The organism is Streptomyces sp. NBC_01410 (assembly GCF_045040195.1).
GTDB lineage: Bacteria > Actinomycetota > Actinomycetes > Streptomycetales > Streptomycetaceae > Streptomyces.
On record NZ_CP109530.1, the window covers coordinates 2,324,356 to 2,346,951 of the forward strand.

Genomic DNA, 22,596 nt, shown 5'->3' on the forward strand with positions numbered 1-22,596 from the left:
GCCAGGACAACCATTCGGCCGCTACGAACTCTTCACAGCTGGACTCTGGCGCGCCTGTTGACCTGCAGTTTTCAATGGTCCGCACCATGTCATTGCTCCGTGCCCTGATTCGCACCGCGCGCATGATCCGTCATACGCCGCAGCTCGCCGACGGCCTGGCGCCCGACGAGGCGGTGCTGCTCGACGCCCCCGACGAGCGGCTGAGCCCGGCACTGGTCGCTGCGGCGCTCGGGGAGTACGAACCCGCCGCCAAGCTGCTGGCGACCACGCGCGAATCAGCCGAGTGGGAGAACCGCGACCGGTACGTGACGCGGCTCGCGGCTTTCGCGTACAACCGCGAGGAGTGGCTCACGACATGGCTCGCCGCAGCGCCACGCGATCCCGACGGGCTCGTCGTCAAGGCCGAGCTCGCGGTCCGCAGGGCCTGGGAGTCACCCGCGAGCACCGAACGGCTGCGTGAGGTCGGACCCCTGATCGACGCGGCGGCCAAGGGCGATCCGAACGACCCCGTGCCGTGGCGGATATCGCTCGACCACGCCCGCGGCACCCATGCCACGCACACGGCCTTCGAGTTGCTGTGGGAGCAGGCGATCCGCCGTTCCTCGCACCACTACGGCTGTCATGTCGCGGCCCTGCAGTACCTGTCCGCGCAGTGGTACGGCTCGCACCGCGAGTGCTTCGACTTCGCCGAACAGGCGGCGGCCGACGCGCTGCCGGGCTCGCTGGTGCGGGCGCTGCCGGTACGGGCTGCCTTCGCCCAGCTGCTCACCGGGGACACCACCTCCGTGCAGGACGACCGCATCGACCTGGCGGCGGATCTGGCGATCGCGCTCTCCGCGGACTACGCGGCCGGGGATCCCTGGCCGGCCGAGGTGCGCAATCTGCTGGCGTACGTGCTGGTGGGGCGGGGCCGGTGGGCGGAGGCACTGGAGCAGTTCCGGCTGATCGGGCCGTATGCGACGTCCTTCCCCTGGACCTCGGTGACCGATGACCCGCTCGGCCAGTTCCTTCACACACGGGACGGCGTACGGATCCAGATCGCCTCGATGACCCCTCTGCGCCCCAGGGCCGGACGAAGCAGGTCTCTGGGCCATTAGTCTTAAGCGCTGTGACCACCGCACGTCTCCCCCTCTTCCCGCTGAACTCGGTACTGTTCCCGGGCCTCGTCCTGCCCTTGAACGTGTTCGAGGAGCGATATCGCGCCATGATGCGCGAGCTGTCGAAGACGGACGAGTCCGAGCCGCGCCGCTTCGCCGTGGTCGCCATCCGCGACGGCCGCGAGGTCGCGCCGACCGCGCCCGGCATGCCCGACCCGACCGCGCTGCCCCAGCGCGGTCCCGCTGCGGGCTTCGGCGACGATCCGATCCAGGCCTTCCACCGGGTCGGCTGCATCGCCGACGCGGCGACGATCCGCGAGCGCGACGACGGCAGCTTCGAGGTACTGGCCACCGGAACGACCCGGGTCAAACTTCTCTCGGTCGACGCGAGCGGCCCGTACCTGACGGCCGAACTGGAGGAAATCCCGGAGGAGTCCGGGGACGGCGCGGGGGCCCTTGCCGAAGGTGTCCTGCGCGCCTTCCGCAGCTACCAGAAGCGGCTGGCCGGCGCGCGCGAGCGCTCGCTGTCCACGGGGGCGGACCTGCCGGACGAGCCCTCGGTGGTGTCGTATCTGGTGGCGGCCGCGGCCGTACTGGACACCCCGGCGAAACAGCGCCTGCTGCAAGCGCCCGACACCGCGACACGGCTGCGGGAGGAACTGACTCTGCTGCGCTCGGAGACCGCGGTGATCCGCCATCTGCCGTCGCTGCCCGCGGTCGACCTGACCCGGGCGCCGACGAGCCCCAACTGACAGGAGCCGCCCGCGTGGCGAAGAAGCCCAAGAAGTCGGCCGCCTCCGGCGGCACGCCCGCCACGGTCGCCCTGACCGCGGCGGGCACGGCCTTCACGGTGCACGCGTACGACCACGACCCCGCGTCGCCGTCGTACGGCGACGAGGCGGCCGAGGCGCTCGGCGTCCCTCCCGACCGGGTCTTCAAGACCCTGGTCGCGGACGTCGACGGCGAACTGACGGTGGCGATCGTCCCGGTGGCGGGCCAGCTCGACCTCAAGGCGCTCGCGGCGGCGGTGGGCGCGAAGCGGGCGACGATGGCCGACCCGGCGGCGGCGGAACGCACGACGGGCTATGTCCGCGGCGGCATCTCCCCCCTGGGCCAGCGCAAACGCCTGCGCACGGTCCTCGACGCGTCGGCGTCGGCCCACGCGACGATCTGCGTCTCGGCGGGGCGCCGGGGCCTGGAGGTCGAACTCGCGCCGTCGGACCTGGCGTCGCTGACGGGGGCGGTGCTGGCGCCGATCGGGCGGGCGTAGGGGGTCGACGGGGCGCGGATCCTCGGCTACGACCGTAGGGACGCCCCTACGGGAATGAGGACACGGCATGTCCAAACGCACCCGCAAGAGGAAGTGGCGCATCCGCAAGCACCACGCAAACCACGGCCGCCGGCCGGCGTGACGGTCCGCCTGCGGCGGGGCTTGTTCCCCTACCCGCCCTTTCCCGTAACCGGGTGCGCTGCCCCCGGACCCCCGCTCCTCAAACGCCCGCGGAAATTCAGCCCGTCCGGCGTTTGAGGACACGCGCGAAGCGCGTACCGGGGTCTGGGGCGGAGCCCCAGTTCGGGAAGGGGCGGGGTGGGGAACAGGCCCGCCGCAGGCGTCAGGCGTCCGGGCCCGGGCCCTACGCGGCGGAGGGCCAATCCGGCTCCGGGTCCCGCGGCCCGAACAGGGCCGTCAGCGCCAGGTGAACCACCATCGCCGCCACCGGCCACGCCAGCAACGCCCCCCGCGCCTTCAGCTCCAGCGGCGCGTCGAACGTCACGCCCTCCCCCACCGCCCGCGCATGCGCGACCACATCGTCCGTCGGGCCGAACCACTCGCCTGTCCCCCAGGCCAGCAGCGAGCCGAACAGCCCACCCAGAGCCAGGGCCACCACCAGTGCGATGCCTCCGCGCCTGCGGAAGAAGAAGACCGCGGCTGCGCTGACCGCGCCGAAGCCGAGCGCCAGCAGCGCGAACGTGCCGTCCGCGCCCACCGCCTCCTCGCCCTCCGTGTCCTTGAGGAAGACCGCCTTGTCGCTGGAGATCAGCGGCACCCGCGGCGCCAGCCACAGCCACAGCAGACCGAGCGCGACGCCCAGGACCGTCAGGGCGACGACGACGAGGATCGCGTCCCGCGTGTCCCTTTTCAGGTCCGCGACGTCCTGCATCTCGGGCTCGTAGAAGCCGGGCCCGGCGGGCGGCTTCTGCCACGGGTCGTTGTGCGGGGGCTGGTGCGGCGGAGTCAGAGGTGCGGTCACACCGCCATCGTGCCAGGCGTCCCGGGACAGTGCCTCACCGGACTGCCGCCCGCCGGTAGGCCCATGTGGCGACCGTCAGCGAGACGACACCCACGGCCGCGCAGACGGCGAGATCCAGTCCGACGACCGCCCAGTCCGGGCGCGCCTCGAAGGTCCGGGCGAGGGCCTCGACACCGTAGGTCGACGGCAGCAGATCACGGGCGTACGAGATCGGCCCGGGCAGCCGGCCGGCCGGCAGCACACCGAGGAGCAGTGCCGCGGACATGCCCAACTGCCCCAGCAGCGTGGCCAGTTCCTGGCGCGGTGCGAGCAGTCCGAGCGCCGCGCCGAGGCCCGCGAGGGCCGCGCCGGCGAGCGGGACGACCGCGGCGAGCACCCAGAGATGGGTCAGTGGCAGCTGGAACAGGACGCTGCCGGTGACCGCCGTGACGACCGTGCCGGGCACGGTGAAGGAGGCGTACGCACCGGCCGCGCCGAGCACCACCGCCGCGGGCGGCACCGGCAGCGTGGCGTAGTGGTCGAGGCCGCCGCCGGCCCGCAGCTGTCCGAAGTACTGGGCGAGAAGGTTGAGCGCGACGAACGCGACGACCAGAACGCTCGATCCGGCGACGACGGCCCGCGCTTCCGCGCCCCCGTCGACGACCCCGCGCATGAGGACCATGATCCCGATCGACTGGAAGGTCGCCACGAAGAGCAGCGGGATCCGGGCGACCCGCGCCCGTGACAGCTGCGCACGGTACACGGCGCCGAGCGCGGGCAGCAGCCGCGCCCGTGGCGCGAGGGGCGCAGCGAGCGCGGCCGGGGCCACGCTCGTGGCGCTGACCTGCCGGGCCTGTTCGGGATGTCCGGACACCGCCTCCGCGGGCACGGTGCTCACGCCTTGACCAGCCCTTTCGTCGCGTTCCCGCCGAGCGCCAGGTACACGTCCTCCAGGCTGGGCGCGGCCAGTGTGAAGTCGTCGAGCGCGGCGAACGCCGCGCCGCCGGTGACCGCGGCTACCGCCGCTCGTGCCTCGTCCGGGGCGAGCCTGAGCACCCACCGGCGCCCGGACTCCTGCGCGGACGCGCGCAGCGCCGCGACTTCGGGCACGTCCAGCGGCGCCCGCTCGCGCCACACCAGCTCGACGCGCACCTCGCCCGCGATCCGTTCCTTGAGCCCTGTCGGGGTGTCGCAGGCGATGACCCGGCCGCGTTCCAGCACGGCGACCCGGTCGAGGACGGTCTCGGCCTCGATGACGTTGTGGGTGACGAGCAGCACGGTCGCACCGTTCTCGGCCCGGCGCCGGTCGACGGCGGCCCAGACCGCGCGCCGTGCGACGGGGTCCATTCCGGTGGTCGGCTCGTCCAGTACCAGGACCGGCCGCTCACCCACCAGGGTTGCCGCGAAGCAGGCCAGCCGCCGCTGTCCGCCGGAGAGTCTCTTCAGGGGACGGGCGGCGAGCTCGGTCAGCCCGAGCTCCTCCAGTACGGCGTCCCGCTCGGCCCGTGCCTGCCGTGCGGGCAGTCCGCGCAGCCGGCCGGTCGTCTCGGCGGCGAGTGCGACGGTCAGTTCGTCGAGGGCGGTGGATTCCTGCCCGAGATAGCCGATGAGCCTGGATGCCCGTTCGGGGTGGCGTACGAGATCGTGGCCCAGCACGTCGATGCTGCCGCTGTCCGGCCGCATCAGGCCGGTGAGCTGTCGTACGAGAGTGGACTTGCCCGCGCCGTTGGGTCCGAGCAGCCCGAAGATCTCGCCGCGCCGCACCTGAAGCGAAATCCCGTCCGTGGCACGCACCTCGGGTGTCCCGGGGGTGCCTCGGCGAGCGCGCGCGGCGGGGTACGTCTTGACCAGATCCCGCACCGCGCACACCGTACTCACAAGGGACGAGCCTAAGGGGTCGGCGGGGCTATTCCCCCGCGGGGGCGTGTTCCGCGGCCGCCCGTACGTCGATCTCGCGCCAGAACCCGGCCCGGATCGCATAGCGGTCGTGCTCGTCGATCTGGTCGTCCTTGTGCGCGAGAAGCCCGAAACGTGCCGCGTACCGCAGCAGTTCGCCGTCGATACGGTGCGGGATCCGCGGGTACATGGTGGACAGCTTCTGCACATGGCCGCTCTCCGGCAGCCGTTCCATCCAGCGCCGGGCGAAGACCTGTCCGACCTCGAAGGGGTCGCCGCCGACCGTGGTGATGTCCTCCTCGCGGTCGGCCCAGCGCTGCTCGGCGCTGGTGAGCTGGGCCAGCGTCGGCAGTGAAGCCGTCTCGGGCGGCTCGCCCACAGTGCCGGCGCCGGGCCGCTCGACCCAGCCCTTGTCGGAGGACCAGCGCAGCGTTGCGCTCGCGGGGTGGGGGGCGGAGTTCTGGCCGGGGGCGCGCAGGCTCGCCAGGTCCTTGGGGGTGGGGACACCCTTGGCGGCGGCGGGGGCCGGGCCGGGCTCGGAGCCGTTGTCCGAGGGGGTGGGCCCCGAGCCGTTGCGTGCGGCATCGGCGGCGCGCTCCTGCGAGGCCGCGAGCGCCGACTCGGGCAGCGGCGCGGAGAGGATCGCCGCGATCTCGGGGCGGGGCGCGGGTGAGGGGGCGCAGATACCGGTGAGCTCCTTGGCCCGTACCGCCCGGGTGATCCAGGCGCGGTCGAGCACGCGGCGCTCGTCGGCCTCGGCGACCAGGTCCTCCGACTGGTTGTAGTCGCCGTCGGCGGCCTGCACCGCCCAGAGGTGGACGGCGACGCCGTGCTCCTTGGCGGACATCAGCCCGGGCAGCAGATCCCCGTCCCCGGTCACCAGGACCACATCTGAGCAGGCGCGGTTTCTGGCCAGTTCGGTGAGTTCGGCGTGCATGGCCGCATCGACGCCCTTCTGCGCCCAGCGGCCGTCGCTGCGGGTCAGGGCGCCCAGCCGGACCGTCACCCTCGGCATCACGCGCAGTCGCCGGTGCTCGGGCTGCGGTACGCGGTCGGGGGCGCCGTCGAACCAGTAGATGCGCAGCAGCGGGCGTTCCGTATCGGCCTCGGCGAGTTCGCGCAGGCCCAGGATGAGGGCGGCGTGATCGACGGTGATTCTGGAACGCGCCGGTTCCCCGGCGAGCAGGCTCGCGGCGGCGCCCAGCAGATATCCGGCGTCCACCAGGACAACGCAGCGGTCCACGCGTTCCACCCTCTTTCGGGAACTTCGGGATCGGGGAAGGGTCCGGATCGGGGATTGTTCCGGGTTTCCTTCGAGTCTGCCCGACCACGGGAGGGTTAACGGCCGGAACTCGATCATCGGCGTGGCGGAACCCGAACCTGTGCTGGAGCAAGCGCCCTTTACGCACCGTAGTGATCCAAAATGCGACGGTTAGGCTGGTATGTGAATCTGGTCGCGGCCCTGGCCCCGAGATCCCCCACAGGAGGTATCACCATGGCCAAGAACAAGAATCGCAAGCAGGGCGGTCAACAGGACCGCGCTTCGGCCGCAGAGCGTGGTGGCGAGAAGGCCAAGTCGACCGCGTACGAGTCGCATGTGCAGCCCCAGTCGCAGGCACAGGGCAGCCCCGCGGATGTTGCGCGTAAGCACCAGCGGCGCTTCGGCCACAACTGACAGGCCGCAAAGCCACAAGGGGCGCGCCCGTGACGACGGGCGCGCCCCTTTGCGTGGGCATGTGCTTGCCTGGGCGGGTGCGGTGAGCGGAAAGCCTCAGCCGGCCAGGCAGGACGGGCCGAGCAGCACCTTGAGATCACCGAACAGCGCCGGGTCCGCCTGGACGCGGTGCCGGTCGAGCCGGAGCACCGTCGTCTTGCGGGGGCCCTGAAGCTTGATCCGCACCTCGGTGTTGCCCTTGTGGTGGCTGAGGATCTCGCCGAGCCTGCTGACCATCGGCGGCGTGACCTTCACCGTCGGGATGGTGACCACCACGGGGGCGTTGGTCCCGGCGTTCGATACGTCGGGGACCATCAGCTCCATGGCGACGAGCCGCGGGATGTCCTCGCGCTTGTCGAGCCGCCCCTTGACGAAGACCACGGTGTCCTCGACGAGCTGGGTCGACACCAGCTGATACGTGGCCGGGAAGAACATGCACTCGATGGAGCCCGCCAGATCCTCGACCGTGGCGATCGCCCAGGCATTGCCCTGCTTGGTCATCTTGCGCTGCAGGCCGGAGATGATGCCGCCGATGGTGACCACCGCGCCGTCCGCGTGCTCACCGCCGGTGAGCTGGGAGATCGCGGCGTCCGCCTTGTCGCTCAGGACGTGCTCGATACCGAAGAGCGGATGGTCGGAGACATAGAGGCCGAGCATCTCGCGCTCCTGCGCGAGCAGATACGACTTGTCCCACTCGATGTCGGAGAACTCGACGTCGAGCCCGAAGCCCGGCTCGTCGGTGGCCTCGTCGCCCATCCCGCCGAAGAGGTCGAACTGCCCCTCGGCCTCCTTGCGCTTGACCGCGACCACATTGTCGATCATGGGTTCGTGGTGGGCGACCAGACCCTTGCGGGTGTGGCCCATCTCGTCGAAGGCGCCGGCCTTGATGAGTGACTCGACGGTCCGCTTGTTGCAGACGACGGCCTCGACCTTGTCGAGGAAGTCGGGGAAGGAGGAGTACTTCCCCTTGGACTTGCGGCAGCGGATGATCGAGTCCACCACGTTCGTACCGACGTTGCGCACGGCGGAGAGGCCGAAGAGGATCACGTCGTCGCCCTGGGCGGCGAAGTTCGACTGAGACTCGTTCACATTGGGCGGCAGCACCTTGATGCCCATACGGCGGCACTCGTTCAGATAGACCGCCGACTTGTCCTTGTCGTCCTTCACCGAGGTGAGCAGCGCGGCCATGTACTCGGCCGGATAGTTCGCCTTGAGATACGCGGTCCAGTAGGTGACCAGGCCGTACGCGGAGGAGTGCGCCTTGTTGAAGGCGTATCCGGCGAAGGGGACCAGCACGTCCCACAGGGCCTGGATCCCCTGGTCGGAGTAGCCGTTCTTACGGGCGCCGGCCTGGAAGATGCCGAAGTTCTTCGCCAGCTCCTCGGGCTTCTTCTTGCCCATCACGCGGCGCAGGATGTCGGCCTCGCCGAGGGAGTACCCGGCGATGATCTGGGCGGCCTTCTGGACCTGCTCCTGGTACACGATCAGGCCGTAGGTGAGGCCGAGGACCTCCTTGAGGGGCTCCTCCAGCTCCGGGTGGATCGGCGTGATCTCCTGCTGGCCGTTCTTGCGGAGCGCGTAGTTCGTGTGCGAGTTCATGCCCATCGGGCCCGGCCGGTACAGGGCCGAGACGGCGGAAATGTCCTCGAAGTTGTCGGGCTTCATCAGCCGCAGCAGCGAACGCATCGGGCCGCCGTCGAACTGGAAGACGCCGAGCGTGTCACCGCGGCAGAGCAGTTCGTACGTCGTGGGGTCGTCCAGCGGAAGGGCGAGCAGGTCCAGATCGATTGCCCGGTTGGCCTTCACCATCTTGACGGCGTCGTCCATGATGGTGAGGTTTCGCAGGCCCAGGAAGTCCATCTTCAGCAGGCCGAGCGACTCACAGCTCGGGTAGTCCCACTGCGTGATGGTCACGCCGTCCGAGGGCCGCACCCAGACCGGGACATGGTCGGTGATGGTCTCGCTGGACATGATCACGCCGGCGGCGTGCACACCCATCTGGCGGACCAGGCCCTCGACGCCCTTGGCGGTGTCGATGACCTTCTTCACGTCCGGCTCGTTCTCGTACATCCCCCGGATCTCGCCCGCCTCGCTGTAGCGCGGGTGCTTGGGGTCGGTGATGCCGTTGAGATCGATGCCCTTGCCGAGAACGTCGGCGGGCATCGCCTTGGTGAGCCGGTCGCCCATGGCGTACGGATAGCCGAGCACCCGGGCGGAGTCCTTGATGGCGTTCTTCGCCTTGATCTTGCCGTACGTCCCGATCATGGCGACCTTGTCGGCGCCGTACTTCTCCGTGACGTACCGGATGACCTCACCGCGCCGGCGCTCGTCGAAGTCGATGTCGACATCGGGCATGGAGATGCGCTCGGGGTTGAGGAACCGCTCGAAGATCAGTCCGTGCTCGATCGGGTCGAGGTCGGTGATGCCCATGGCGTACGCGACGATCGAGCCGGCCGCGGAGCCCCGGCCGGGGCCCACCGCGATGCCGTTGTTCTTGGCCCACATGATGAAGTCGGCGACCACGAGGAAATACCCCGGGAAGCCCATGTCGATGATGATGCCCATCTCGTACTCGACCTGCTTGAGCCGGTCGTCCGGGATGCCGCCGGGGTAGCGCCGGGCCATGCCGCGCATGGTCTCCTCGCGGAACCAGGTCACCTCGGTGTAGCCCTCGGGGACCTCGAACTTCGGCATCAGGTTGCGCTCTTCGAACCAGCCCTCGGTGTCGATCTGCTGCGCGACGAGCAGGGTGTTGGCGCAGCCCTCCTGCCAGGCGTCCGAGGAGTCCACGGCGTACATCTCGTCGGTGGACTTCAGGTAGTAGCCGGTGCCGTCGAAGCGGAAGCGGTCCGGGTCCGAGAGGTTCTTGCCGGTCTGGATGCACAGCAGCGCGTCGTGGGCACCGGCCTCGTGGGCGTAGGTGTAGTGCGAGTCGTTGGTGACGATCGGCGGGATGCCGAGCTTCTTGCCGATCTCCAGCAGGCCGTCGCGGACCCGGCGCTCGATCTCGATGCCGTGGTCCATCAGCTCCAGGAAGTACCGGTCCTTGCCGAAGATGTCCTGGTACTCGGACGCGGCCTTGAGTGCCTCGTCGAACTGGCCGAGGCGCAGCCGGGTCTGGAGCTCGCCGGAGGGGCAGCCGGTGGAGGCGATGAGCCCCTCGGACCACTGGGCGATGGTCTCCTTGTCCATGCGCGGCCACTTCTGCAGCCAGCCCTCGGCATACGCGTCCGAGGAGAGCCGGAACAGATTGTGCAGACCGGTCTTGCTGGCCGCCCAGATCGTCTTGTGGGTGTATCCACCCGAACCGGAGACGTCGTCGCGCTTCTGGTGGGGCTGGCCCCACTGGATCTTGCGCTTGTTCCGCCGGGACTCGGGGGCGACATACGCCTCGATGCCGATGATGGGCGTGACGCCCGCCTTCTTCGCCGAGTGGAAGAAGTCGTACGCCCCGTGGAGGTTGCCATGGTCGGTCATGGCGATGTGCGTCATGCCCATCTCGTTGCAGGCGTCGAACATGTCCTTGAGCCGCGCGGCACCGTCCAGCAGCGAGTACTGGGTGTGGACGTGAAGGTGCGTGAAAGGCGGCTTGGTCACGGCGGAATGCCTCCGGATAACGGTGGGCGACAGGTTGCAGACAGTCTGGGGGAACAGCGTGGAAGTCTACGTCCTGGCACTGACAGTCCGCGGGCACTCCCGAGTACGGTCATGCGTTGGAGGAGACGGAACCCCGTCCCTTTTGTCATGCACCAGGAGGCACCAAGCGATGTCGGTACCGCGATCCGCCGAGGTCACAGCCGAAGAGCGCGGCGAGCAGATTCTCGCCGTCTTCGAGACAGCCTTCGGACAGCTGCTGGCGGCCGATCCCGCCGCATTCCGGGTCAAGTTCCGGAAGATGGCCGCGTCGGCGTTCGCGTTCTACCGGGGCACCGCCTGCCTCTTCTACAACGACCTGGAGCGGGAGCAGCACGGCGGCCCGTTCCTCGACGACCGCACCGGCCGGGTGTGGATCCACGGCGATCTGCACGCCGAGAACTTCGGCACGTACATGGACGCCAACGGCCGGCTGATCTTCAACGTCAACGACTTCGACGAGGCGTACATCGGCCCCTTCACCTGGGACCTCAAGCGGCTGGCCGCGTCGCTGGCGCTGATCGGCTACACCAAGGCGCTCAGCGACGAGCAGATCACCGAGCTGGTGCGGGTCTACGCCGCCGCGTACCGCGAGCGCATCCACGCCCTGGCCACCGGCGCCAAGAACGACGAGGTGCCGCCCTTCACGCTGGACACCGCCGAGGGCCCACTGCTGGACGCCCTGCGCGACGCCCGCTCGCTGACCCGCTTCGAACTGCTCGACTCGATGACCGAGATCCGTGACTTCGAGCGCCGGTTCGCGCCCGGCGGCGGCTCGATCGAGCTCGACGCGGCCACCCGCTACAAGGTGCTCGCGGCCTTCGACGGCTATCTGGAGACGCTGCCCGAGTCCAGCCTGACCCGGCCCGACTCGTACCGCGTCAAGGATGTCGTGGGCCGGCGCGGCATCGGTATCGGATCCGCGGGCCTGCCCTCGTACAACATCCTGCTGGAGGGCAACAGCGACGCCCTGGAGAACGACGTCGTGATCTATATGAAGCAGGCGCAGACTCCGGCGGTCTCCCGCCACATCACCGACGCGACCGCGCGGGAGTACTTCCAGCACGAGGGCCACCGCACGGTGATCTCGCAGCGCGCGCTCCAGGACCACGCCGACCCGTGGCTGGGCTGGACCGAGCTGGACGGCGCCGGGCAGCTGGTGGCCGAGGTGTCCCCGTACGCGGTGGACCTGGACTGGTCCGACATCGACGACCCCGAGGAGATCGCGGCCGTCGTCGCCGACCTCGGCCGGGCGACGGCGACGATGCACGGCGCGGCGGACGACGAGAGCGGCCACTCGCTGGTGCCGTTCTCCACGGAGCGGGCCATCGACGCGGCGATCGCGGCGGACGAGGAGGGCTTTGCGGAGCTGCTGGTCGAGTTCGCGCACAGCTACGGCGCGCAGGCGCGGGCGGACCACCAGATCTTCGTGGACCTGTTCCGTAACGGTCGTATCCCGGGACTGTAGAGACACCCTCAGGTCGGCCGGATCCTTTCGGCCGGATCCCTTTAAGAGTCCCTTACGGGGACGCATGGGACACTCCCGGTGATGGACGTATCAGGGATGCAGCTCAGGGCGCTGCGGGCGGCGGTCTTCACGGCACTGGTCGTGACGCTGTCCGCGGCGTCCCATGTGCTGCTCTCCCGGGTGCCGCTGCCGCTGACCACCGTCGCCGGTCTTTCGGCGGGCGTCTTCGCCGTCGTGTACGCCCTCACCGGCCGGGAGCGCGGCTACTGGCGGATCGCGAGCCTGCTCGTCCCGCTGGAACTGGCCGCGGACACCGTCTTCACCACCGGCCAGGACGTCTGTTACGGCCCCGGCGGGGGCCCGGTCGCCGGGTCGCTGCGCTCGGTGGGCTTCGATGTGCTGTGCGGCGGCAGTGTCGGCACGGCGCTGCCCGGTGTCGGCGGCCCCGACCACGGCACGGCGGCGGCCCTGCTGCACTCCGCCAACCCGGCCCTGCCCTGGCTGCTGCTCGCCGCGCATCTGTCGGTCGGGCTGCTGGCCGCGGCCTGGCTGCGGCGCGGCGAGTCCGCGCTGGCTGGGCTTGTACGGGCGGTGGGCGCGTTCGCGTTCCGGCCGCTGATGCTGGCGGCCGCGGTGGTGGTCACGGCACACCGGTCCGTACGCCGCGCGGTGCGCCCTGCGCTCAGCCGCCCCGGCAGCTCCGGCACCCGCCTGCTGGTGCACTCCGTCGGACGACGGGGACCTCCGCGCTCGGCCGCAGTCTTCGCCTGAGCCCGCAGTCCCCCCTTTCCGTATCCCTCTTACGGGTACGACCTCACACGGAGTGAATCAGCATGAGTGCACGTAACAGCCAGGCCAGCAAGGCGGCGGCCCGCGAGCGGCTGCGCCAGGAGCGAGAGCGCCAGGCCAAGAAGGAAAAGACCCGCCGCCAGCTCATCGTCATCGGCTCGGCGATCGTGGTCCTCGCGATCGCGGGCGGTGCCGGCTACGCGATCATGCAGGCCAACAAGCCGGGCCACTGGGAGTCGGCGAAGGACGAGAAGAACATCACCGCGCCGAAGAACACCTCGGGCGAGAACGGCACGACTGTCGTCATCGGCAAGGCGTCCGCGAAGAAGACGCTGGAGCTGTACGAGGACTCGCGCTGCCCGGTCTGCGCGAGCTTCGAGCAGGCGGTCGGCCCGACGGTGAAGAAGGACGTCGACGCGGGCAAGTACAAGCTGAAGTACGTCGGCGCGACGTTCATCGACAACGCCGACTCGGGCGAAGGCTCCAAGAACGCGCTGAGCGCGCTGGGCGCGGCGCTCAACGTCAGCCCGGAGGCCTTCACCGAGTACAAGGCCGCGCTCTACTCGGCGAAGTGGCACCCCAAGGAGACCGACGACAAGTTCGCCAAGGACTCGTACCTCCTTGAGGTGGCCGACACGATCCCGGCACTCAAGAGCAATGCCGAGTTCAAGAAGAACGTGGAGGACGGCACCTTCGACGCCTGGGCCATGAGGATGTCGGACGCGTTCGGCAAGAGCGGGGTCGAGGGCACGCCGGCGCTGAAGATGAACGGCAAGAAGGTCACGGCGGAGGGAACGGACAACCCGCCGATGACGGTGGAGCAGTACAACGCGGCGCTCGCGAAGGCACTGCAGGGCTGAACGAAGCGGCGGGGCGGGTGCGCCTGCGGCGGGCTTTGCCCCGCACCTCTCCCGGAGGGGCTGAAATGTGCGGCAGGGCCGCACATTTCAGCCCCTCCGGCGTTTGAGGAACGGGGAGGTTGGGGGTCCCCCCGGACGGAGTCCGGGGGAGGGCGGGGTGGGGGAAAAACACCGCTTCGCCCGACTACGGCAACCCTCCAGGCAACGCCCCCGTTACCCCTGCCCCACCACCCGGCGAACTTTCCCCATTCCCCCTCGCATTCGCTCTTCCATTCGAGCTACCGATCAGTAGTCTGATCGGCCGTGACCAGTAGACTCTCCTCAACTCCCAGCCGCCGCACGGTCGTCAAGGCCGCCGCCGCCACCGCTGTCGTCGCCGCGCCCGCCATCGCGGTCGCCACCTCCGCCGCTTCGGCCGCCGCCGCCGAAGCCCCGGCCTTCCTGCACGGCATCGCCTCCGGGGACCCCCTGCCCGACGGCGTGCTGCTGTGGACGCGTATCACTCCCACTCCCGACGCCGTGCCCGGTTCCGGCAAGGGGCCCGACACCGCGGTGAGTTGGGAGGTCGCGGAGGAGAAGGCCTTCACAAAGATCGTCGCCAGTGGCGCCACGACCTCGAAGGCCGCCTCCGACCACACGGTCAAGGTGGACGTAAGGGGCCTGCGCCAGGCCACCGCCTATTACTTCCGCTTCACGGCCGGAGGCAGCGTCTCCCCCGTCGGCCGCACCCGCACCACCCCAGCCACCGACGCCACGACCCCCGGCGTCCGCTTCGGTGTGGTCTCCTGCGCCAACTGGGAGGCCGGCTACTTCTCGGCGTACCGTCATCTCGCCGCCCGTACCGACCTCGACGCGATCCTCCATCTCGGCGACTACATCTACGAGTACGCGACCGGCGGCTACCCCGAGCCGAAGTACGTCGTACGCCAGCACTCGCCGAAGAACGAGATCATCACGCTCGCCGACTACCGCACCCGGCACGCCACGTACAAGACGGACGCCGACCTGCAGACGCTGCACGCCGCGCACCCGGTGATCGCGATCTGGGACGACCACGAGTTCGCCAACGACGCCTGGTCGGGCGGCGCGGAGAACCACACGGCGGGCACCGAGGGCGACTGGGCGGCACGCGCCGCGGCCGCGCGCCAGGCGTACTTCGAGTGGATGCCCGTACGCGCGTCGACCGAGGGCACGGTCTACCGCCGCCTGCGCTTCGGCAAGCTCGCCGATCTGCATCTGCTGGACCTGCGCTCCTTCCGCTCGCAGCAGTCGAAGGTCGGCAACGGCGGCGTGGACGACCCGGACCGGTCCATCACCGGCCGCGCCCAGCTGGACTGGCTGAAGTCCGGCCTGGCCGCTTCCGACGCCTCCTGGAAGCTGGTCGGCACCTCGGTGATGATCTCGCCGGTGGCCTTCGGCTCCGTACCGGCCTATCTCCTGGAGCCGATCGCGGAGTTGCTGGGCCTGCCCAAGGAGGGCCTCGCCGTCAACGTCGACCAGTGGGACGGCTACACGGACGACCGCAAGGAGCTGCTCGCGCACCTGACCCAGCGCGGCATCAAGAACACAGTCTTCCTCACCGGCGACATCCACATGGCGTGGGCGAACGACGTCCCGGTCAAGGCGGCGACGTATCCGCTGTCGCAGTCGGCCGCGACCGAGTTCGTCGTGACGTCGGTGACCTCCGACAACCTCGACGACATCCTCCATGTCGCACCCGGCACGGTCTCGCTGATCGCCTCCGCGGCGGTCAAGGCGGCCAACCGCCATGTGAAGTGGATCGACATGGACAACCACGGCTACGGCGTCCTCGACGTCACCGCCGAGCGCTCCCAGATGGACTACTACGTCATCTCCGACAAGACCCAGCAGGGCGCGACCACCAAGTGGGCCCGCTCCTACCGGACCCTGTCCGGTACGCAGCACGTCGAGCGGGTCGACCAGCCGGTGCGCTGACCGTCGAATTCCAGCCACTCGGCGACCTGTTACGCACAGATCACGCCACCAGGCGGGTGGTGTTAATTCGCCATCCGAATCCGGACACACCACCCGCCTTGGTAACCCCACGTGTTACCGGTCCATCTCAAAGTCTGGACCTGGCTGAAAGATTTCGCCCCGATGTCCCAATTGATCTATGGATTGATTGGGCTTGATCGATTCTCATCGAGATCTGTCATGCGCACATAACCTCCCGGCAGTGGCGAGGAAGTCACCTCCGCCCACCCCCCGCTAGGAGTCAACGTGCCCACGCTTGCCCGAATATCTCCCCGTCTGCGCAACCGATTTATCGGTACCGCGGTCATGGCCGGAACTCTCGTGCTCTCCCCACTCTCCGCACCCGCCGGGATCGCCGCCGCCAAGACCCCCGCGCAGGAGTGCGCCGACACTGCGAGCGTTTCCGCCAACGCCCGTGCGGCCAAGCCCGGAAGCCAGCACGCGGACGAGCCCAACGAAGTGACCGCCACTCAGGCCAAGGCCATGGACGCGGACATGCGCAAGAGACTCGACAAGGCCCGCGCCACCGGCAGAGCGTTCACGACGGCCGCTGCGACCACCATCCCGGTCTACTTCCACGTCGTCCACAGCGGAACGACCGGCAAGCTCAGTGCGACCGACGTCAGCAACCAGATGGCGGTCCTCAACGCGGCGTACGCCGGCCAGGGCGCCGGGAACACCGACTCCACCTTCCAGTTCTCGCTGGCCGCCACGGACTACACGGACAACGCCTCCTGGTACAACCTGGCCTCCGGCTCGACCAACGAGAAGGCGATGAAGACCGCGCTGCGCAAGGGCGGCGCGGGCGCCCTCAACATCTACACCGCCAACCTCAGCGGCGGCCTGCTCGGCTGGGCGACCTTCCCGAGCTCGTACAACTCCAGCCCGGGCATGGACGGCGTCGTCGTCCTCGACACCTCACTGCCCGGTGGCTCCGCCACCAACTACGACGAGGGCGACACCGCGACCCACGAGGTCGGCCACTGGATGGGGCTCTACCACACCTTCCAGGGCGGCTGCAACGGCCAGGGCGACTACGTCACCGACACCCCGTCCGAGAAGAGCGCCGCGTACCAGTGCCCGACCGGCCGTGACTCCTGCAGCCGCAACACGGGAGCCGACCCGATCCACAACTTCATGGACTACACGTACGACTCCTGCATGTACCAGTTCACCGCGGGCCAGGTACAGCGGATGAAGGACAGCTGGACCGCCTACCGGGCGGGCTGAGGCCTCTCAAGCACGCCCTGGCTGCCCGCCGCACCCGCGGCGGGCAGCATCCGTCAGTCCTCGTGGAGCGATTCCAGGAAGCCCAGCGCCACCCGCCAGGTCTGCTCCGCCGACGGCCCGTCGTAGTCGGGCAGTTCGGGGTCGGTGTACAGATGCCCGGCGCCCGGATAGCGATAAATCTCCACATCGGCGCCCGCCCGCTGCATCTGCAGATACCAGGCGCTCAGCCAGTCGTGTGTCTCGAAGGGGTCGGGGTCCGCGACATGCAGTTGTACGGGCAGCTCGTCCACGCTCGCGCCCTCGGCGATGTCGGACGTGCCGTGCAGAAGCAGCAGCCCGCGCGCCTTCTCGTCGCCCATCGCGAGGTTCTGCGCGATCGATCCGCCGAGCGAGAAGCCCGCGTACACCAGACCCCGGTCCGAATACGGCGCCGAGGCTTCGATCGCGCGGCGCAGCAACTCGTCCGTGCCGATCTTGTCCTTGAGCTCCCTGCCCTCCTCCACGGAATCGACGGTTTGCCCGTCGTAGAGGTCGGGCACGTGAACCTGGTGCCCGGCTTCGCGCAGCCGGTCGGCCGCCGCGAGAACGGCCGGGCGCAGACCGTAGACCGAATGGAAGAGCATGATGTTCATTCGGACATCCTGCCAGTTCCCGTTAGCGTCGGAGTCATGGAGAACGCACTGCGCCCGTTGACCGTCCTCGGTGGTTCGCTCGTGCTCACGCTGCTGCTCGGCTGGGCTTTCGACCTGCTGCTGCGCCGGGTGGACCGCCGCCACCCCGAGACGCCGCTGTGGGGTCTGCTGCGCCGTTGCGGGCTGCCGCTCCAAGTCGTGCTGCTCACCGCGATACTGAGAGGGAGCTTCAAGGAGACCAGGTGGCAGCTCATCGAGGACCACGAAGCGGTCATCGGACATGTGCTGTCGCTGGTGCTGATCGGCGCCGGGGCCTGGCTGGTGACCCGTATCGTCTCCGCCGTCGTTGAGTCCACGTACGCCCGTTACGCGACCTCCACCCGCGATCCCGCCCGGGTACGGCGAGTGCGTACGCAAGTCACGCTGATCATGCGGATCGTCACCGCGATCGTCGCCGTGGTGGCGTTCGCCTCAATGCTGCTGACCTTCCCCGGCATGGAGAAGATCGGCGCCTCGATGCTGGCTTCCGCGGGCATCATCGGCATCGTCGCCGGTGTCGCCGCGCAGTCCACGCTCGGCAATCTCTTCGCCGGCTTCCAGATCGCGTTCGGCGACATGGTGCGGATCGGGGACACCGTGGTGGTGGACGGGGAGTGGGGTGTGGTCGAGGAGGTCACGCTCACGTTCCTCGCCGTACGGACCTGGGACGAGCGGCGGATAACGATGCCGGTGTCGTACTTCACGGGCAAGCCGTTCGAGAACTGGTCGCGCGGCGGGGCCCAGATGACAGGGACGGTCTTCTTCCATCTCGACCACTCTGCGCCGGTGGGGCTGATGCGCGAGAAGCTCCAGGAGATCCTGGACGATTGTGCGGCATGGGACGGCCGGGACTCGAGCCTCGCTGTGACCGACACCACACCGACCACGATCCAGGTGCGCGCGGTGGTCACGGCGAAGGACGCGGACGACCTCTGGACGGCGCGGTGCGTGGTACGGGAGCGGATGATCGCCTGGTTGTGGGAGAAGCATCCGTACGCGCTCCCGCGCGTCGCGACCTCGCCCGCCGCGCGTGACACCGCATCCACTTCGGCGACGCCCCCGCCCGAGGAAATGCACGAGCCGGACGAGTCGCCGGAGGGCGGCGCCAACCGGGCGCGCAGGGGCCGCGGTTGACACCGGGTTCGGAACGGCGGGTTCGGCGCGCTGTCGCCGTCCCACGCGGGCTGTCCGACTCCCGCGCGGCGTAACGGCCGTGATCAGTACGGAGCGTGCGCCCGGGGGGCACGGGAGAGGCTCCCGCTACAGCCCGCGCCGCATCGCCCGGTGCCCGATCCCCGCGTCCAGGAACTCCGCCCCGTACGCCACGTACCCCAGCAGCTCGTAGAACCCCAGCGCATGCGTCTGCGCGTGCAGATCCACCGCCGCCAGGCCCCGCTCCCGCGCCGCGTCCTCGATCGCCCGTACCAGCGCCACACCGACGCCCAGCCCGCGCGCCGCCTTGGTCACCGCGAGCCGTCCCAGCGAACCCACCGAGGCCTCGCCGCCGGTCTTGTCCGCCGCGGCCGGTCCGTACAGCAGACGTCCCGTGCCGAGCGGCACCCCGTCCTCGCCGACGGCCAGCACATGCACGGTGTCCGCGTCCTCGGCGTCGAAGGCGTCGTACTCGATCTCCGCAGGCACTCGCTGCTCGACGACGAAGACGTCCTTGCGGACCGCGAAAGCGGCCTCACGGTCGGCCGGGCCGACCGCCACCCGCACCTGGAACCCCGTCATTCACTCTCCGCCGTGATCTTGTCCAGCGCCGACTGCAGGTCCTGCGGGTAGGAGCTCTCGAACTCGACCCACTGCCCGTCCGACGGGTGCTCGAAGCCCAGGCGTACCGCGTGCAGCCACTGCCTGGTCAGCCCCAGCCGCTTCCCGAGCGTCGGGTCCGCGCCGTAGGTCAGATCGCCCACACAGGGGTGCTTGTGCGCCGACATGTGCACCCGGATCTGGTGCGTACGACCGGTCTCCAGCTTGATGTCCAGCAGCGAGGCGGCACGGAAGGCCTCGATGAGGTCGTAGTGCGTGACGGAGGCCTTGCCGTCCGCCGTGACGGCCCACTTGTAGTCGTGGTTGGGGTGCCGGCCGATGGGTGCGTCGATCGTCCCGCTCAGCGGGTCCGGGTGGCCCTGGACCAGAGCGTGGTACCGCTTGTCCACGACGCGGTCGCGGAACTGTGCCTTCAGCAGGGTGTACGCCCGCTCCGACTTGGCGACGACCATCAGCCCGGACGTACCGACGTCGAGGCGGTGCACGATCCCCTGCCGCTCGGCCGCGCCCGACGTCGAGATCCGGTAGCCCGCGGCCGCGAGACCGCCGATGACCGTGGTCCCGGTCCAGCCGGGGCTCGGGTGTGCGGCCACGCCGACGGGCTTCACGATCACGACGATGTCGTCGTCGTCGTGCACGATCTCCATGCCCTCGACCGGCTCGGCGACGATCTGCACCGGCGCGGGCGCCTGCGGCATCTCGACCTCGAGCCACGCCCCGCCGTGCACCCGCTCGGACTTTCCTACCACCGAGCCGTCGACCTGCACCTTTCCGGCGGCTGCCAGGTCGGCCGCTTTCGTACGGGAGAACCCGAACATCCGGGAGATGGCGGCGTCGACGCGCTCGCCCTCAAGGCCATCGGGTACGGGCAGGGTGCGGATCTCGGGAACTGTACTCACCCGTCGAGTATGCCTTGTCAGTCCTTGTGGACGGTCCCGTCGGGGTCCAGGCCCCTGAAGGACAGGATCACGATGAGGAATCCGCCGCAGACGATCGCGGAGTCGGCGAGATTGAAGACGGCGAAATGCGCGGGCGCGATGAAGTCGACGACCGCGCCCTCGAAGACGCCGGGCGAACGGAAGATCCGGTCGGTGAGATTGCCGAGGGCACCCCCGAGCAGCAGTCCGAGCGCGATCGCCCACGGCAGGCTGTAGAGCTTGCGCGCCAGCCGGGCGATCACGACGATCACCGTCGCCGCGATGCAGGTGAAGATCACGGTGAAGGCCTCGCCCATACCGAAGGCGGCGCCGGGGTTGCGTACGGCCTCGAACTTCAGCAGATCGCCGATGACCTCGATCGGCTCGTGGTGCTCCAGCTTGGCCACCACGATCATCTTGCTGACGAGGTCGATCAGGTAGGCCACGACCGCCACACCGAAGAGCACGGCGATCTTGCGCCTGCCCTTGGGCTGCTCGGCGGGCGCCGAAGCCTCGCCGTCCACATCTGGCGTACCGATGATGCGCTCCGCCTCTGCCACGTGAGTCCCTCAACCTAGGTGCCTGACTGAGCACGAGGGTACGGCACACACGTACGGAGTCAGAGGGCCCCAGGCCCTGTCCGGCGGACCTTGCCCGGCTCGCGTGCCCCGGCGCACGCGTGCCGGACCCCGCTCGCTGATCGGGCCCGATCCACCGGTCAGGGACCTGGGACACGCCCCAGCCGCATCGTTCCTGCTAGCCGCGTCGTTCCTGCTTCTGCTTGTCCTCGACGCAGAGCGTCGCGCGCGGGAACGCCTGCATCCGCGCCTTGCCGATGGGCTTCCCGCAGATCTCGCAGAGGCCGTACGTCCCCGCATCCAGGCGCAGCAGCGCGCGCTCGGTCTGTTCCAGCATCTCGCGCGCGTTCGCGGCGAGCGCCAGCTCGTGCTCGCGCGTGATGTTCTTCGTCCCGGTGTCGGCGTCGTCGTCACCCGCGCCGTCCCCGGAGTCCCGCATCATCCCGACCAGCGCCTCCTCCGAGGAGCTGATCTCGTTGCGCAGCCGGATCGCCTCGCCCGCCAGCTCGGCCCGCGCCTCGGCGACCTCCTCGGGGGTCCACGGATCCTCGCCGGGTCGTACCGCGAGCTCTCCCGGCGGTGTCGCGGCCGCTGTACGGGCCGTGGGCAGCGCTGTCGCGCTCTTGCCCGCGGCCGATGCCCCACCCGCGGTCTTCTTCGCTCCCACCGTCCTGGCTCCTGTCTGCTTCGCGGCCTTGGCCGCCCCCTTGGCCGCGGGCGCGGCCTTCTTCGCGGTCTTCTTCACGGCCTTTTTGGCCACGGCCTTCTTGGCCGTCGCCTTCTTCGCAGGCGCCCTCTTCGCCGTCGGCGTCCCGGCCGTTGCTGCGGTCGTCGTCTCGTCCACGGCCGTCGCCTTCTTCGCGCTCGTCTTCTTCGCGGGCGCCTTTTTGGCGCTCGCCCTGGCAGTCGTCTTGACGGCCGTCTTCGCCGTCGTCTTCTCGGCCGCGGCCTTCTTCGCCGTGGCCCTCTTGGTCGTGGCCTTCTTGGAGGTGGCTTTCGCCGTGGACTTCTTGGCGGCCGTCGTCTTCGTCGGGGTCGCCTTCTTCGTCGCCGTGGCCTTCTTCGTGGTGGCCTTGGCCGCAGCCACCTTCCTGGCGGGTGCCGGCTCGACGACCACCGACACCTTCTTCACCGTCGCCGTGGCAGCCGATGCCTTCTTCGCCGCCGTCGCCGTGGCAGCCGATGCCTTCTTCGCCGCCTTCGCCGTCGTCGCCCTTGCCGCCTGCTTCCCACTGCCTGCCGCGGCCTTCTTCGCCACGGTGCTCTTCTTCCCGCTCGTATCCCTGGCCGCCGCTCCAGCGGCGGTGGATCGTGCGGACGCCGTCTTCTCGGCGATCTTCTTCGCCACCATGGCCGCGGCCCCTTCACATATTGTGATCTTGCTCGCGAATCGTGCTGGGACGATAAATCGACCCAGGCCCCGCGGCAAACGGGCCACGCCGCCGCTGCGGCCCACCCCGGCCTGTGACAAGGCGAACCTGCATCCGTTGTGCCCAGCTCCCCGCCCCGTAACCGCCGCGAAAAGGCAGCCGGACTCCGAGGGTCCGCGTGTGGCCATTCGGGTCAACCGCGCAGCTCGCGAACGGCCCGGCGGACAGCCCGGTGAAAACCGGTCGGCCGCCGCGCGCAGGGGCCCGTACACTGGGCGAAGCGAAAGGCGTGGATGGGGACGAGTAGCGTCGTAAGCAGCCATGAGCGACCCGGGGACGGTGAGAGCCCGGGGGCGAGCGCGAGGTGAAGCATC

The 22,596-nt window shown here is 69.6% G+C and carries 20 protein-coding genes; 10 read left to right on the forward strand and 10 right to left on the reverse strand.

The annotated features are described in order from the left end of the window. Nucleotides 1-74 precede the first annotated feature (74 nt). Genes OG741_RS10745 through ybaK form a run of 3 tightly spaced genes read left to right on the forward strand, consistent with a single transcriptional unit; the run spans nt 75 to nt 2,367 of the window. A complete protein-coding gene (locus OG741_RS10745) occupies nt 75-1,097 on the forward strand; it encodes a hypothetical protein (RefSeq protein WP_405596578.1) in 1,023 nt (340 codons plus the stop codon). A gap of 11 nt (nt 1,098-1,108) precedes the next feature. Beyond that, on the forward strand, nt 1,109-1,849 hold the full coding sequence (locus tag OG741_RS10750; protein ID WP_266477410.1) for an LON peptidase substrate-binding domain-containing protein: 741 nt from the start codon (nt 1,109-1,111) through the stop codon (nt 1,847-1,849). A gap of 14 nt (nt 1,850-1,863) precedes the next feature. Then, on the forward strand, nt 1,864-2,367 hold the full coding sequence (gene ybaK / locus OG741_RS10755) for a Cys-tRNA(Pro) deacylase (RefSeq protein WP_405596579.1): 504 nt from the start codon (nt 1,864-1,866) through the stop codon (nt 2,365-2,367). A 364-nt stretch (nt 2,368-2,731) separates the two neighbouring features. Here the strand turns inward: ybaK and OG741_RS10760 are convergent, their stop codons facing one another. From OG741_RS10760 to OG741_RS10775, 4 genes are read right to left on the reverse strand one after another with little or no spacing between them, the layout of a single operon-like run. Then, nucleotides 2,732-3,349 (reverse strand): hypothetical protein, encoded by a 618-nt coding sequence (locus tag OG741_RS10760; protein ID WP_405596580.1) that lies wholly within the window; start codon nt 3,347-3,349, stop codon nt 2,732-2,734. A 34-nt stretch (nt 3,350-3,383) separates the two neighbouring features. Continuing rightward, entirely contained in the window at nt 3,384-4,226 is an 843-nt protein-coding gene (locus tag OG741_RS10765) for an ABC transporter permease (RefSeq protein WP_405596581.1), read from the reverse strand. Beyond that, complete coding sequence (locus OG741_RS10770; protein WP_405605506.1) at nt 4,223-5,197, reverse strand: ABC transporter ATP-binding protein; 975 nt, start codon at nt 5,195-5,197, stop codon at nt 4,223-4,225. The genes OG741_RS10765 and OG741_RS10770 overlap by 4 nt, the downstream gene beginning before the upstream one ends. Nucleotides 5,198-5,234: 37 nt before the next feature. Further along, a complete protein-coding gene (locus tag OG741_RS10775) occupies nt 5,235-6,467 on the reverse strand; it encodes an NYN domain-containing protein (RefSeq protein ID WP_405596583.1) in 1,233 nt (410 codons plus the stop codon). 252 nt (nt 6,468-6,719) lie between these two features. On the opposite strand from OG741_RS10775, the gene OG741_RS10780 reads away from it, so the two are divergent. Then, nucleotides 6,720-6,899, forward strand: coding sequence for a hypothetical protein (locus OG741_RS10780; RefSeq protein ID WP_266477406.1), 180 nt, complete (start codon nt 6,720-6,722; stop codon nt 6,897-6,899). Nucleotides 6,900-6,995: 96 nt separating this feature from the next. Here the strand turns inward: OG741_RS10780 and dnaE are convergent, their stop codons facing one another. After that, on the reverse strand, nt 6,996-10,535 hold the full coding sequence (gene dnaE / locus OG741_RS10785; protein ID WP_405596584.1) for a DNA polymerase III subunit alpha: 3,540 nt from the start codon (nt 10,533-10,535) through the stop codon (nt 6,996-6,998). Between the two features lie 169 nt (nt 10,536-10,704). Here dnaE and OG741_RS10790 point away from each other — a divergent pair, with 169 nt between their 5' ends. From OG741_RS10790 to OG741_RS10810, 5 genes are all read left to right on the forward strand, one after another. After that, nucleotides 10,705-12,039, forward strand: a complete 1,335-nt coding sequence (locus OG741_RS10790; protein ID WP_405596585.1) for a DUF2252 domain-containing protein — start codon at nt 10,705-10,707, stop codon at nt 12,037-12,039. 81 nt (nt 12,040-12,120) lie between these two features. Continuing rightward, nucleotides 12,121-12,810, forward strand: coding sequence for a hypothetical protein (locus OG741_RS10795; protein WP_405596587.1), 690 nt, complete (start codon nt 12,121-12,123; stop codon nt 12,808-12,810). A gap of 62 nt (nt 12,811-12,872) precedes the next feature. Then, nucleotides 12,873-13,688 carry a DsbA family protein gene (locus OG741_RS10800; RefSeq protein ID WP_405596588.1) on the forward strand — a complete coding sequence of 272 codons (816 nt, stop codon included), beginning with the start codon at nt 12,873-12,875 and terminating at the stop codon, nt 13,686-13,688. 303 nt (nt 13,689-13,991) lie between these two features. Continuing rightward, nucleotides 13,992-15,644, forward strand: coding sequence for an alkaline phosphatase D family protein (locus OG741_RS10805; RefSeq protein ID WP_405596590.1), 1,653 nt, complete (start codon nt 13,992-13,994; stop codon nt 15,642-15,644). Between the two features lie 345 nt (nt 15,645-15,989). Beyond that, nucleotides 15,990-16,913, forward strand: coding sequence for a zinc metalloprotease (locus OG741_RS10810; RefSeq protein ID WP_405596591.1), 924 nt, complete (start codon nt 15,990-15,992; stop codon nt 16,911-16,913). 53 nt (nt 16,914-16,966) lie between these two features. Here OG741_RS10810 and OG741_RS10815 read toward each other — a convergent pair whose 3' ends face one another. Next, entirely contained in the window at nt 16,967-17,545 is a 579-nt protein-coding gene (locus OG741_RS10815; RefSeq protein WP_405596593.1) for a dienelactone hydrolase family protein, read from the reverse strand. 36 nt (nt 17,546-17,581) lie between these two features. On the opposite strand from OG741_RS10815, the gene OG741_RS10820 reads away from it, so the two are divergent. Further along, the gene (locus OG741_RS10820; RefSeq protein WP_405596594.1) at nt 17,582-18,718 is read left to right on the forward strand and encodes a mechanosensitive ion channel family protein; all 1,137 of its coding nucleotides are present in this window, start codon (nt 17,582-17,584) and stop codon (nt 18,716-18,718) included. Between the two features lie 126 nt (nt 18,719-18,844). On the opposite strand, the gene OG741_RS10825 is transcribed toward OG741_RS10820, so the two are convergent. The 4 genes from OG741_RS10825 to OG741_RS10840 all read right to left on the reverse strand — a co-directional run bounded on the left by OG741_RS10825 (nt 18,845) and on the right by OG741_RS10840 (nt 22,203). After that, nucleotides 18,845-19,318 (reverse strand): GNAT family N-acetyltransferase, encoded by a 474-nt coding sequence (locus tag OG741_RS10825; protein ID WP_405596596.1) that lies wholly within the window; start codon nt 19,316-19,318, stop codon nt 18,845-18,847. Beyond that, on the reverse strand, nt 19,315-20,256 hold the full coding sequence (locus tag OG741_RS10830) for an RluA family pseudouridine synthase (RefSeq protein ID WP_405596598.1): 942 nt from the start codon (nt 20,254-20,256) through the stop codon (nt 19,315-19,317). Before OG741_RS10830 ends, OG741_RS10825 begins: the two co-directional genes overlap by 4 nt. A 17-nt stretch (nt 20,257-20,273) precedes the next feature. After that, a complete protein-coding gene (gene lspA / locus OG741_RS10835) occupies nt 20,274-20,834 on the reverse strand; it encodes a signal peptidase II (RefSeq protein ID WP_266477393.1) in 561 nt (186 codons plus the stop codon). 196 nt (nt 20,835-21,030) lie between these two features. Next, nucleotides 21,031-22,203 (reverse strand): TraR/DksA family transcriptional regulator, encoded by a 1,173-nt coding sequence (locus OG741_RS10840; RefSeq protein WP_405596600.1) that lies wholly within the window; start codon nt 22,201-22,203, stop codon nt 21,031-21,033. Between the last annotated feature and the right edge of the window lie 393 nt (nt 22,204-22,596).